This window comes from Chitinophaga sp. LS1 (assembly GCF_034274695.1).
GTDB lineage: Bacteria > Bacteroidota > Bacteroidia > Chitinophagales > Chitinophagaceae > Chitinophaga.
In genome coordinates this window covers 3,372,398-3,385,877 of record NZ_CP128362.1, presented here as the reverse complement: position 1 = coordinate 3,385,877, position 13,480 = coordinate 3,372,398, and the positions used below count along the sequence as shown (strand labels likewise).

The 13,480-nt window shown below is 44.3% G+C and carries 8 protein-coding genes; 1 reads left to right on the top strand and 7 read right to left on the bottom strand.

Features of this window, described 5'->3' with window-relative positions; genetic code table 11:
• Window position 1 precedes the first annotated feature (1 nt).
• A complete protein-coding gene (locus QQL36_RS14090) occupies window positions 2-532 on the bottom strand; it encodes an RNA methyltransferase (RefSeq protein ID WP_179090994.1) in 531 nt (176 codons plus the stop codon).
• A 54-nt stretch (window positions 533-586) separates the two neighbouring features.
• Here QQL36_RS14090 and mutS point away from each other — a divergent pair, with 54 nt between their 5' ends.
• On the top strand, window positions 587-3,193 hold the full coding sequence (mutS, locus tag QQL36_RS14085) for a DNA mismatch repair protein MutS (protein WP_321570064.1): 2,607 nt from the start codon (window positions 587-589) through the stop codon (window positions 3,191-3,193).
• A gap of 90 nt (window positions 3,194-3,283) precedes the next feature.
• Here the strand turns inward: mutS and QQL36_RS14080 are convergent, their stop codons facing one another.
• From QQL36_RS14080 to QQL36_RS14055, 6 genes are all read right to left on the bottom strand, one after another.
• Window positions 3,284-4,585 carry a cytochrome c gene (locus QQL36_RS14080; protein WP_321570063.1) on the bottom strand — a complete coding sequence of 434 codons (1,302 nt, stop codon included), beginning with the start codon at window positions 4,583-4,585 and terminating at the stop codon, window positions 3,284-3,286.
• A 3-nt stretch (window positions 4,586-4,588) separates the two neighbouring features.
• Entirely contained in the window at window positions 4,589-5,143 is a 555-nt protein-coding gene (locus QQL36_RS14075) for a redoxin family protein (protein ID WP_083721388.1), read from the bottom strand.
• Window positions 5,144-5,275: 132 nt separating this feature from the next.
• Window positions 5,276-6,571: a c-type cytochrome gene (locus tag QQL36_RS14070; protein ID WP_083721387.1), complete on the bottom strand. Its 1,296-nt coding sequence runs from the start codon at window positions 6,569-6,571 to the stop codon at window positions 5,276-5,278.
• A gap of 119 nt (window positions 6,572-6,690) precedes the next feature.
• A complete protein-coding gene (locus QQL36_RS14065) occupies window positions 6,691-8,265 on the bottom strand; it encodes a SusD/RagB family nutrient-binding outer membrane lipoprotein (protein ID WP_321570062.1) in 1,575 nt (524 codons plus the stop codon).
• 37 nt (window positions 8,266-8,302) lie between these two features.
• Window positions 8,303-11,599, bottom strand: a complete 3,297-nt coding sequence (locus QQL36_RS14060; RefSeq protein ID WP_083721385.1) for a SusC/RagA family TonB-linked outer membrane protein — start codon at window positions 11,597-11,599, stop codon at window positions 8,303-8,305.
• Between the two features lie 799 nt (window positions 11,600-12,398).
• A complete protein-coding gene (locus tag QQL36_RS14055) occupies window positions 12,399-13,430 on the bottom strand; it encodes a LacI family DNA-binding transcriptional regulator (protein WP_083721384.1) in 1,032 nt (343 codons plus the stop codon).
• Between the last annotated feature and the right edge of the window lie 50 nt (window positions 13,431-13,480).

The following is a 13,480-nucleotide window of genomic DNA, read 5'->3' as shown; positions in this document are numbered from 1 at the left end:
GTTACTTTTTTAACTTTACAAAGATATCCCAAACTACGATACCTGTGCTAACAGATATATTCAATGAGTGTTTCATCCCAAGCTGCGGAATTTCAATACATCCGTCCACCTGCTTCATCACTTCTCCATCCACACCAGACACTTCATTGCCAAATACCAGTGCCAGGGGCTGATCGCCACCAGGCTGGAACTGGTCCAGCATCACACTGCTTTCCGCCTGCTCAATGGCCAGTACGCGGTATCCCCCTTCTTTTAAAGCAGCTACAGCTTCGGTAGTGGTGGCATAATATTGCCAGTGCACCGTTTCGGTAGCACCCAGGGCGGTTTTCTGAATATCGCGGTGAGGGGGAACAGGCGTATACCCACAGAGTATAATGCCTTGAATCAGAAAGGCATCGGCCGTTCTGAATACGGAGCCTACATTGTGCATGCTCCGGATATTGTCCATGACTAATACCAGTGGTGTTTTTTCGGCGGCCTTGAATTCTTCGATCGTTTTGCGGCCTAGTTCGTCCATGCTCAGTTTTCGCATAGCGCAAAGTTATAGCAATTGCTAAATAAACCACATTTTCTATATTTTTGCCGAATGGCGAAAAGCAAATCGGAAGAAACCCCACTAATGCAACAGCACAAGGCAATTAAGACCCGTTACCCGGATGCCGTGCTTTTGTTCCGCGTGGGCGATTTTTATGAAACTTTTAATGAAGACGCAGTCATTGCCTCCAAAGTATTGGGGATTGTTCTGACCAAAAGAGCTAACGGCTCTGCCTCTTATGTAGACTTAGCTGGTTTTCCACACCACTCTCTGGACACCTACCTCCACAAACTGGTCAAAGCAGGCTACCGCGTGGCCGTATGCGATCAGCTGGAAGATCCCAAAACTGTAAAAGGTATTGTAAAACGCGGCGTAACCGAAATGGTGACGCCCGGAGTTGCTGTGAATGACAAGATCCTCGAAAATGCCAACAACAACTTTCTGGCAGCTGTACACCTCCAGGATGATCATGCCGGCGTTGCGTTTCTGGATATCTCCACAGGGGAATTCTTTGTTGCACAGGGCACCATCGAGTATGCCGATAAACTGCTGCAAAGCTTTAAACCTGCTGAAGTACTCTACGCCAAGCAACAACAAAAGAATTTCCGCCAGCACTTTGGCACTAAGTTTTACACATACACCATGGATGAGTGGATCTTTACTGCCACTTATGCACATGAAATACTCCTCAGGCAGTTTGAGACACATAGTCTGAAAGGCTTTGGAGTAGATGGTCTCAATGATGCCATCATTGCCGCAGGCGCTGCCCTGCATTACCTGCGGGATACCGAACATCCTCACCTGCAACACATTACTAACATTCAGCGCATCGAACAGGATGACTTCCTCTGGATGGACAGGTTTACGATCCGTAACCTGGAATTGTTAGGTAGCAGTGTGGAAAACGGGAATACCCTGCTCACCACCATTGATACTACTGTAAGCCCAATGGGCGCCCGCCTGCTGAAACGCTGGCTCATATTCCCCCTCCGCGATATTAACCAGATCAATGAAAGACTGGATGTGGTAGAGTACTTTATCAAAGAAACAGATCTTGCAAAAAACCTGGTCCACCACCTGAAACAAACCGGTGACCTGGAAAGACTGGTGTCCAAGATCCCTTTGAAGAAGATCAACCCAAGAGAGGTGATGTCCCTCGCCAAAGCACTGCAACAGGTATGTGCCGTGAAGACCCTGCTGGAAAAAGTACCACATCCATACCTGGCAAAACTGGCCATGACCATGGATGGATGTAACGAAATCCTGGACAGAATTCTGCGCGAAGTAACGGAGACACCACCGATCCTCGTGAGCAAAGGCGAAGTGATACAGATGGGTATTCATACCGAACTGGATAACCTGCGTAAGATTGCACGCTCCGGAAAAGATTACCTGTTACAGATCCAACAGAAGGAATCTGAAATCACGGGCATCCCTAGTCTGAAGATTGCATTCAACAACGTATTCGGCTACTACCTGGAAGTGACGAATGCACATAAGAATAAAGTACCTGAAACCTGGATCCGTAAGCAAACGCTGGCGAATGCAGAACGATATATTACACCTGAGCTGAAGGAATACGAAGAGAAGATTACGGGGGCGGAAGAAAAGATCCTCGCACTGGAAGCAGAGTTGTTCGAAGAACTATTGTCTGCATTGCAACCTTATATCCGGCCGATACAACAGAATGCACAGGTGATAGCGAAGCTGGATTGTCTGCTGAGTTTTGCGAACAATGCGGTACAGTTTAAATATCGTCGTCCGGGTATTACGGATGGTTACAATCTTGATATTCGTGAAGGACGACATCCTGTGATTGAAAGAGGATTGCCACCGGGTGAGAGTTATGTAGCGAATGATATCACGCTGGATAAAGAGACCCAGCAGATTATTATTCTGACGGGTCCGAACATGAGTGGTAAGTCTGCATTGTTACGGCAGACGGCATTGATTACGCTGATGGCGCATATGGGTAGTTTTGTACCTGCAGCAGCGGCGGAGATCGGATTGACAGATAAGATCTTTACACGTGTGGGCGCTTCGGATAACCTGAGTGGTGGTGAGTCTACTTTCATGGTAGAGATGAATGAAACGGCGAGTATTATTAACAATATTACACCGCGTAGTCTGGTGATACTGGATGAGATCGGGCGTGGTACCAGTACGTATGATGGTATTTCAATTGCATGGAGTATTGTGGAGTATCTGCATGATATGACATCGGCTAAACCAAAGACGTTGTTTGCCACACACTATCACGAGCTGAATGAGTTGGAGAATAAGCATGCGCGCATCAAGAATTTTCACATTACGAATAAGGAATCGGGGAATAAGGTGATATTTTTGAGGAAGCTGGCGCCGGGGGGTAGCAGACATAGCTTTGGTATTCATGTGGCAAGAATGGCGGGAATGCCGCCTAAGTTGATTGAAAGAGCGAATGAGGTATTAGCGCATTTGGAGGAGAAGCAGATTGATGGGCCAGTGCAGGAGCAGGTGAAGAGTTTGGGCGGACCTGCACAGAAGGTGCAATTGAGTATTTTTGATACGCATAGTGATACGTTCAAGACGATAAGAGATATGTTGGAGAATGTGGATATTAACAGGCTGACGCCGGTGGAGGCGTTGCTGAAGTTAAGCGAGATAAAACATTTGCTGTAGGCGCAAAAAAACGCTTTTACCTTCGGTAAAAGCGTTTTTTTTAGGTCTTGGCCTGCGGCCGGCTTTATTATTAAAGAGTTGTTTTCGGCTTTATTTCAAAGAGATATTTTCGTCGCCGTCTTTATAAGGAAGCGTTACTATTACCAATGTCATCATCTCATCCTTTGTGTTCATATTTTCCATGACCAATGCTGGTGGCAAGTTTGGATTGTAAGGATTATTGATCGTGTTATCATAAGTGGCTTCTATGTGAATAGTCGATCCTTTCGGAATCTTCACCATCTTTGGAAACCAATAGATCTCCTGCCAGTTAAAATCCCACACAGGTATATATACTAACGGGATCGTGTCTTTGTCTGGCTTGATGGCATAGGCTTTAAACACCTGCCCAAGCAAATGCATATGCGGCCATACATACAGCAATGACCTATCCTCCTCTATCTTTACATCCAACGAAAAAGTACGCACTACATCAGGAGGCAGATAAAAGAAAGGCTGTATCTGTTTTTGCGACTCACTACCAGATCCCAGGCTCTCGTTTTTGATCCGCCTGGTAATATTTGATTTTGTCGTCCAGATCTGTATACCACTAAGCACATCTTCTGCTTTGCCTAACGGTGCATAATGCACTGTCAGTAATATCACCCCTCTCTTTGGCATTACCCAACCAATATGTTCCGGATAAGACTCCATAGAAGCACCCGGTATCCAGCCACCAAAGTACATGATCCGCTTACGATAGGATACATAGTTTTCGAAGTACTTTACCTTTTCATTGGTATAATCCACAAAGTCCGCTGTATTATATATATCCATGCCTGGTACATCATCTATCTCATAGTTTGCATGATGGATCACCTTACGGTTATTGGTGATGAATTCTACTCCTTCCACATTCATAGAATCTGCCAGCTCAAAAGGTATTTTGTATACGATGTAATGGTCTTGGTTATCCCCTTCCAGGCGATAACTCTCCTTCATCTTCAACACCAGATCAGGTGGACGATTGTATACGGTACCGGGCACAAAGTTCTGTTTGTCTTTTGCATCCCCCGCATTGCCTTTAGGCATATCATGAGTAGCCCAGTTGGCGATCATGGAAATCTCTTCATCAGACAATCGTCTTTCATTCGCATATTGTACATAGTGCGAATCTGGTTTCCAGGGTGGCATATACCTCGCTTCCGTAACCCGTTGAATCATGGAAGCACGTTTTGCTACATCCTCATATGTAACAAGGGGAAAAGGCGCTGCCTCGCCTGTTCTGTGACAAGGTGTACAATTGTTGTGAATGATGGGCGCAATGTGTTTATACCAGGTGATATCCTGTGCCCTCCCCTTTCCGCAAATAAATAACGATAACATCAGGGTTATCGCAACGACAACACGCATACTTTAATAATTACTGATCAGACAACCTATCGGTGTGGTCTTTGTAACAGTGGGCACACCTGCCACCAGATTCTGGATAGACTGATCCAGGTATAGCTGCGTAGTTTTTGCACGCTTGGTACCAAGACCTGTGATCCAGTCATCTATCAAACCACGATAATATTCTTTGCCATCACTTCCTACCAGCAGCGCTTCGGGCGTGACAGTTGCTTTCAGTGAATTGGCAACTTCCTTATCCGTATCTATGAGGACGGGGAAGGTGAGATTGAAATCTTTTACATAAGCGCCGATCTGCCCTTTGGTAAAGGTGCGGCCACTGATGATGCCGTAGAATTGTACGCCTTTGTATTTTTCTGACAGCTGTTGTACGATAGGTGCATAGTTTCTGCACAATGGACATTCAGGTGAGAGAAACAGATACACAACAATCTTTCCCTGTGGCCTGATGTCATAAGCTTTGCCTGTATAATCCTTTAATCGCTCAGTAAAGGAAGTACCATGTGGATGCCCTATCGACTGCATAGTTATTAGCAATGACAGGAGTAGTAGTCTTGACATAACGACTCGTTGGTTGACAGTGGTAAATTACATTATATCTATTATTTATTTCAGTGATATATGTCATTGCGGTTTTAAATATGCCTAACGGCAGGTTTTCACCTGCAGCGGGCTTGCGAAAAACCCGCAGGACTATCGCTTAATTTCCATCTTCTCATCCCCCTTTTCATAAGGCAAATAAATCATCACCAGCGTCATCATCTCATCAGTCGATTTCATATCGCCACTACTATAAATGAGTTGAGGAGGATTATTCGGATTAGCGGGGTTTTCAGCAGTGTTATCATACGTCCCTTCTACATAAATAGTAGATCCTTTCGGTAGTTTCTTCAATGTAGGGAACCAGTACATTTCCTGCCATGCTACATTCCAGTCAGGAATAGACACTAAGCGTATCGTATCATTTGCAGGCGTTACACTATATGCCCTGAAGATCTTTCCCAGGTAGTGCATATGTGGCCAAACGTATAGCAATGACTGATCTTCGGGCACTTTTACTTTCACCTTGAATGTCTTCACTGCATTGGCAGGGATATAAAAGAACGGATCAATATCCTTCTCTCCTACACCACCGGAGCCGATGCTCACAGCACGAATGTCTCTCTTTACTTCATTCTTTGTGAAGTATAACTGTACCCCGCTGATGCTTTTCTCTTCCTTACCTACAGGGGCAAAGTGCAGGGTGAGCAGGATCACTCCTCTCCTGGGCATCCGCCAGCCGATACCGGAAGGATACGATTCATACAAGGCGCCTGGAATCCAGCCTCCGTAATAGATCATGCGCTTGCGGTAGGGTACGTACTGTGTATATTTATTACGATCATCTTCCGTGAGGTTGATGTAATCAACAGTGTTGTATAGATCCAGCTCGGGCACATCATCAATTTCATAATTCGCGTGGTGGATCAGTTTGCGGTTGTTTGTGATGAAGCGGATGGCTTCCACATTCATAGAGTCAGGTAGTTCAAATGGGATCTTATAAACAATGAAACGTTCCACATTATCTCCTTTGACTACGAAGGCTTGTTTCATGGTAAGCTCAAGATCTGGCAGGCGCGAGACTTTGGAAAAAGTAATAGTGTCTGGTTTGCGATTATCATTTTTCCCTATTGGCATCTGGTGATCTGCCCAGTCAGCGATCATGGCAATTTCTTCGTCGGTGAGGCGGCGTTCATTGGCATAGCTTACATAATGTGGATCTGCTTTCCAGGGTGGCATGTACCTGCTTTGTGTTACTTTCTTCACCATCGCGGCGCGCTTGGCTACATCTTCGTAAGAGATAAGAGAAAAAGGGCCGGCTTCTTCCGGGCGATGACAGGGTGTGCAGTTAGTATGAACAATGGGTGCGATATGCTGGTACCAGGTAATGCGCTGCGCGCTGGCAGCAAATGACAGTACAATCAAAAGGAATAGGAATAGGCGTTTCATACTTAATTACCTAAAATAGATAATTTTTTCTCAAATGTATAATATTTTGACTTTTTAGTTAAAAACAAAAGGCCCCGGCATTTATGCCGGGGCCTTTTCTATAAATTATCTAAACGTTATTAGTTAACGTCCCAGAAGATTTTAGTGTTGCGGGTATCCTTAGACTGTACAGCGCTGTAGTTAGCAGTGTTATACAGTGACTCGTTTGAAGGATACAGGAAACGTACAGGAGGATTAGCCTGAATACCGTTTGAAACTGGCAGTTGAATAGCAGGATAACCTGTTCTTCTGTATTCAGCCCATGCCTGGTTTGCCTGCATGATGAAGAAGTTCACCCATTTCTGAGTATAGATTTTCTCCAGTTTTTCAGTAGTAGTACCACTGTAAGCAACAGCGCTAGCTGCTTTCCACAGTGCTACAGTATCAGTATTTACAACCTGTATAGCCCATTTGTACTGGGTAGAACGGTCGCTAACTTTTTTGTTCAGCATGTAGAAGTATTCAACAGACAGATCGAGACCTTCTGTGTATGCAGTAGCTGCAGTACCCAGGCCCCATCTTTCGTAAGCTTCAGCTTGCAGGAAGCTAGCTTCAGCAGCTGTGAACAGTACACCTGGCAGGTTGTAGTTATAGAAGAAGGTAGCAGAATCGTAAGATGCATACCCACCATTGGAAAAATCGTTAGAAGTTCCATTGTAAGGGAAACCTTTGTAACCATTAGTAGAATCCGGATCGAACATTACTTTGGTACGAGGGTCATTGTTAGCAACCAATACATCTTCCAGCAGATACTGAGGAGCGTAAGGGAAGCTGGAGAATGCACTCAACAGGTCACTAACCAGGTTGGTTGGGCTTTCCCACAATAATGCATCCTGATCGTTTGTTGTGATCAGCGGATAAGTGCTGGGATTGTTCAGCATAGTAGTAACTGCTGCCTGTGCTTTAGCTTCGCTTACATTAGAAATACGCATCAGAAGACGCAGACGCAGAGAGTTTGCATAACGACGCCACAGGGTGAGGTCACCGCTGTAAATTCTGTCATACAGTTTCAGGTTACCGCTTTCTGTAGCTACTACAGATGCAGTAGTCAGGAAGGTATTCACCTGATCCAGGTTATTGATCAGTGTATCGTAAAGTGCAGCAGCATCGTCATATGCAGCATACTCGATAGCACGGGTAGAAGTGTTCAGGGAGTTTGCCTTTGAAAAAGGAATATCGCCCCACATGTCAACCATCTGAGCTGCCTGATCTGCTACAATTACCTTAGCCAGGTTCATGTAAATATCCTGTGCTGCCTGGTCAGTTGCAGACAGTGCATTGTAAGTAGACTGCATCTCACGATAGTTGTTAAGGATACCAGGACCATTATAGTTATAGTCAGTACCGGTAGAACCGTTATAGAAGTCAGTCCATTTACCATCAGTATAGCTGGAGGTAGTTACATACATGGTACTGCTTTGTACAGCAGGAACGATACCAGAGAAAGCACCGCTATAAGACTGAAGAATAGTATAATAATCCCAGTATGAAGGGTGAATTCTTTTGTTGAAGAACATACCGGCAAACAGCTTACCTATGTTACCTGAGGTAGTCAGTTCCGGGTTTTGGTAGTCTTCATCGATCTTTTTCTTACAGGAGCTAAAAGAACCTGCCAGTAAGACCAGAAGAGCTGCGTTTATAAGAAGTTTTTTCATTAGTTTTCTTTGTTTCGTCATTGAGCAAATAAATACATTAGAAGCGAGCACGAACGCTAGCACCAAGGCTTCTTGTAGGAGCCATACCACCACTGTTCATACCCTGATCAATCCAGCGTGAGCCAGTTGCAACTTCCGGATCCAGGCCATAAGGCAGGGATTTGTAAACGTAGAACAGGTTACGGCCGATCAGTGCTACCTGCAGACCCTGGAAATGTAATTTGTTAATGATGCTCTTAGGCATGTTGTAAGTCAGTGCAACTTCACGCACTTTGATATAGCTGTTGTTGAATACTGCCTGAGAGTAGTCACCAGAATGCCATCCGTACTGTGCATCATAATAGATACCAGCGGAAGTTACTTTTGTATTTTTAGTACCGTTATCATCAGTGACACCATCCAGGATCAGACCATTGTAACGGGTTGCGGTTTCACCAACGGCAGTTGCCACATAATTAGGAGGAAAGCTGCTTTCATCACCAACCACATTATAACCAATACCGCCATGAGCTGCATCTCTATATTTGAGAGTGCTCTTGTACATACCAGCACCAACTGCATAGTAAGAAGGAATGGATACCAGTTTACCACCTAAACGGTAATCCAGGGTCACATCCAGTGAGAATGCTTTGTAAGAGAAAGTGTTTGAGAAACCTCCTACAACCTTAGGCATCATGTTACCAACCTTGATGTAAGCATCGGTATTGTAAGTATACAGACCGTTACCGTCTACTTTGTAGTTACCGTTTGCATCCATGTTGTGTGGGTGAACGTAGATGTTACCCAGGGGATCACCTACTTCTGATCTTGCGATTACATAACCACTTTCCAGATCGTTAGTGATGTTAGGTAATGTAGAAGGCAGGCTAACCAGTTTGTTACGGTTCACTGCAACGTTCAGACGGGTATCCCAACGGAAGTCTTTAGTTTGAACCGGAGTGGCGTTGATTGCACCTTCAAAACCGAAGTTTGCCAGGTCACCAGCGTTGATGTACTGGGAAGTAGCACCTGCTGTCTGAGGAGTAGTGATCTCAAGGATCTGTTGCTTTACTTTGTTATTGTAGTAAGTCAGATCTACACCAACTTTACCGCCAATGATTCTTGTTTCCAGACCAAATTCAAACTCTCTCTTCTGCTCAGATTCCAGCTTATCGTTACCGAAGCTGCTACCCTGAGCTTGTTGATATACCAGGTATTGACCATTCAGGGAAACACCATACTGGCTGTAAGCAACTGGTGCTACGAACAGGGTTGGGTGGTTACCGGTTAAACCGTAAGAAGCTCTCAGTTTACCGTAGTTCCACCAGGATGGTAATTTGATTACATCAGAGAATACGAAACCTGCGTTTGCAGAAGGGTAAGTATAGCTATTTCTGCCTGGAGCCAGGGTAGAAGTCCTTTCAGAACGACCTGTTGCTTCGAGGTATAACCAACCTTTGTAGCTTACGTTAAGGATACCGAAACCAGCAACGTCGATCTGCTCACCACGATTAGATACTGTATACAGAGTACCTGCAGAGTTGTTCAGAGAGAACCAGTTTTCACTGGCCAAACCTACAGTGGTAGTGCTCTGCTGATACTGGAAGTTTTGTTTTCTGGCAGTGAAACCACCGGATACACCCAGATCCCAGTTCTTACCAATCTTAGAATTGTAAGTCAACAACGCATCTCCGTACAGGAGGCTGTTTGTTCTCTGTTCGATACCATATTTACCACTGGTACCTACATAAGTAGGCTGGGTATTATGTTCTTTATTTTCAGCTTTCCAGCCAGTGTAGTCATTACCAATACGACCACGGAACTTCAGATTATCCAGTATAGAATAGTTTAAAGTTACGCTGTTGATGAAACGGTTTTGGTTTTCATCGTAGTCGTTTTTCAGCTGTGTCCACATATAGTCCATCAGCTGAGTAGCTCTGATCGGATAAAGCAGTTTCTCGCTCTGATCGTAGCTGGAGTTAGTAGAGGTTACATACTTATAACCATGAGAAGTCTGGTACTTGTTGAAGTATGTATTCATATCATCCATACGGCTGAAGAAACCACCGTAAGAATTCAATACATCGCTCAGCGTAGTAGGACGGTTATGAGTGTAGTTGTTATTGAAAGTAGAAATGATGTCTAAAGTTACTTTCTTGTGCAGTTTCAGCGTAGCGTTCAGGTTAAAGTTATTCTTGTTCAGGTTAGATCCTGGGGTGATAGCTTTATAATCCGTACGGGTATAAGAGAAACGGTAAGAAGCAAATTCGTTTGCGTTAGCAACAGCAGCGTTGAACTGAGAGTTGTAACCAGTCTGGAAGAAATCCTTATAGTTATTCTTGTTCGCTGAATATGGACGGGTAGAACCATCCCAATATTTAACACTTCTGCCATCGAATTTAGGACCGAAAGACTCATACGCTCTGTAGAAAGGACGAAGAGAACCATCAGTGTCAGTAATCCAACCTTCAGCATTTGCACCGGAAGATAAGTTGTAAGCTTCTGCATAACCAGGACCATATTCGTTCTGATAGTCAGGGCTGTTCTGCAGCATCTCAGCAGTGTAAATATAGTTCAGATCAACACCTATACCTCTTGATTTGGTACCTTTCTTGGTAGTGATTACAACTACACCGTTGGTAGCTTCAGAACCATACAGTGCAGATGCAGAAGCACCTTTCAGTACAGTCAGGCTCTCGATATCTTCAGGGTTGATATCCAGTGCACCGTTACCATCGATACGGTTGTTAGTAGTGTTGAAGCTTGATTTGGTAGGATCAGCCATGTTTCTGATAGGCACACCATCCACAACATACAGTGGCTGAGAGTTACCAGATACAGAGGTGATACCTCTCACCTGGATAGATACACCAGAGCTGGCACCACCTGGAGCAGCAACTACCTTTACACCGGCAGCTTTACCGTACAGGGCAGAAGCGAAACTAGGAGAACCAGTTTGAGAGATGTCTTTTGCGCTTACAGTACTTACAGAGTAACCCAGGGAACGGGCTTCTCTTTTAATACCCATCGCGGTTACCACCACTTCGCCCAGATTTTTGTTGTCAGTAGCAAGGGCAACATTAATTGTCGATTGGCCACTTACCGGAATTTCCTGAGTAGCGTAACCTAAAAAGGAAACAACCAGAGTTCCTTCAGGAGCAACAGAGATTTTAAAGGAACCATCCGGAGCAGTCATTGCTCCGTTCTTAGTGCCCTTTTCCAGGATGGTAACTCCTGGAAGAGCCTGTCCTTTGTCATCTTTAACAGTCCCGGACACGACTTTTTTGTTCTGTGCCAAAGCAGTAAAGCAGCAGAACAAAAGAAGCAGTGTGCTTACTAATAGAGATCTTCGCATAGCTTTCTTTTAGTTAGATTTTAAGTATGATAAGTGTTTAGTCACAAGTGTAATTACATACAGATACGCATGGCATAGACCGGCTCCTTTTTTTAAGAAGCTTACAAGCCTATTGTTCCCTGAATGTGATGTTATTTTCTCTTTTAGTCTTGGGTACCTTTACCTGGAATTGTAATCGTTTTTTAGTACACTCCGGTGGTCACCGTTTACGTTTTATTTAACTTTATTGTCGGTATAGGACATTTTAACTCTCTTCTTTAACTGGTGTTATTTTCACCGCTTTGTCCCTCAGTACAAGCCACTCTTCCAAAATGCCATAGTTTTTCTCTACATTCTTTTACTTGACAGCGCCAAACTACCCAAATAATTCTTAGAAACAAAAAAGATTTAACATTTTTTTATCGAATCTTTCATTATCTGTTAACTTCGGTAAATTAGCACACCTCCACGAGAAAATACTATCGGAGAAATACACTCAAATTGAAGAAATCGTAATATGAATTCCATTCATGCCCCAAGACTTTACGAAAATTTAATAATGGAAATTTATCCGTAATGCGATGATAGAAGATATTTCGCTCTTTTCATGGTATAATGATTTCCTGTTATAAAAAAGCAGATTATGGGTTCTAGGCATTTTCACAGTTTCCCGGCATAGGTCATTTTTTGCAACTTATAGAAAGTTTTCATTATGAGCAAATTATATTTGTATGGGCGGTAATATTTAGGGCTAAAAAAATCGCTTCTGCTTGCGGCAAAAGCGATTATAAAATGTAAAAAAATTAGGTAAACGATTACATCATGCCTTCGTTAACTGCTTATCCGGCATGGACGATTCACGTTCTCTCAGTTCCAGTGGCAGTACTACCTGTTGCGGCCCTTCTGCTGTTTCATCCAGTTCCGCCATCAGGATCCTGATCAGCATTCTCCCTATCTCTTCTACCGGCTGGGCTACGCAGGTTACTGCCGGACTTAGCAGACGGAATATGTCGTGGTCATCGAAACTCACCATACCCAGCTCACTACCTATCTGCAATCCGAGGGAGCGAATGCTTTCTATACCACAAATACCGAGGTAGTTGGTGGCAAAGAACACGGCATCCAGTTCCCGGTTGTTCTGCAGGTATTTGGTGATCTCCTGAGTATACCCGGGCCTATCCAGGTCAAAAGGCAGCCGTTTGATCACATTCTTACCCGATGGCAGGCCATGTTTCTTCAGGGCAGCTGTAAAGCCTTCCAAACGCTGTTGCATCTGTATCTGGTGCGAGGTAGTGGTAATGATTCCAATATGCTTATAGCCCTTTGCCACCAGATGATCGACCGCAGTGACAGCCCCCTGGAAGTTGTCTACTACCACATAAGACAAGTCTTTGACGTTCGGAAAATAACGGTCCATGAGTACGACGGGCTTTGCCAGGGAGGCAATGTCCTTGTCCAGGTTGAGGGTGGGCGTAATGATATACCCGTCTACCTGGCGGTATCGGAGCACCTCCAACAGGCCACGGGCCTTTTCTTCATTGTCTTCGGTGCTGCCGAAGAGTACTTTGTAGCCGTACTTGTCGGCTTCGTCTTCTACTACTTTCGCTACGTTGGCAAAGAAATTATTGGCAATGTCTTCTACGATTAACCCGATTGTTTTGGTTTTACCAGTGCGTAAACCACGTGCCAGTTGGTTAGGTTTATACTTTAGCTTGCCGGCAATCTTCAAAATACGTTTGCTTACCTGTTCGCTTATTCTTTTTTCTTTTCCTTTACCATTGAGAACGAAAGAAACGGTGGTTGGAGAAACGCCGGCCTGCTGGGCGATATCTTTAATCGATATTCCTTTCACGTGATTCAGATTTGGTTTGATTCTTTAGAAAATTATAATCTTAGTAGCAA

What these genes read in the sequence shown, in the direction of transcription:
- QQL36_RS14065 (WP_321570062.1), bottom strand. Translation starts at nt 8,265, where the DNA reads ATGAAAAAACTTCTTATAAACGCAGCTCTTCTGGTCTTACTGGCAGGT.
- QQL36_RS14075 (WP_083721388.1), bottom strand. Translation starts at nt 5,143, where the DNA reads ATGTCAAGACTACTACTCCTGTCATTGCTAATAACTATGCAGTCGATA.
- QQL36_RS14060 (WP_083721385.1), bottom strand. Translation starts at nt 11,599, where the DNA reads ATGCGAAGATCTCTATTAGTAAGCACACTGCTTCTTTTGTTCTGCTGC.
- QQL36_RS14070 (WP_083721387.1), bottom strand. Translation starts at nt 6,571, where the DNA reads ATGAAACGCCTATTCCTATTCCTTTTGATTGTACTGTCATTTGCTGCC.
- QQL36_RS14080 (WP_321570063.1), bottom strand. Translation starts at nt 4,585, where the DNA reads ATGCGTGTTGTCGTTGCGATAACCCTGATGTTATCGTTATTTATTTGC.
- QQL36_RS14090 (WP_179090994.1), bottom strand. Translation starts at nt 532, where the DNA reads ATGCGAAAACTGAGCATGGACGAACTAGGCCGCAAAACGATCGAAGAA.
- mutS (WP_321570064.1), top strand. Translation starts at nt 587, where the DNA reads ATGGCGAAAAGCAAATCGGAAGAAACCCCACTAATGCAACAGCACAAG.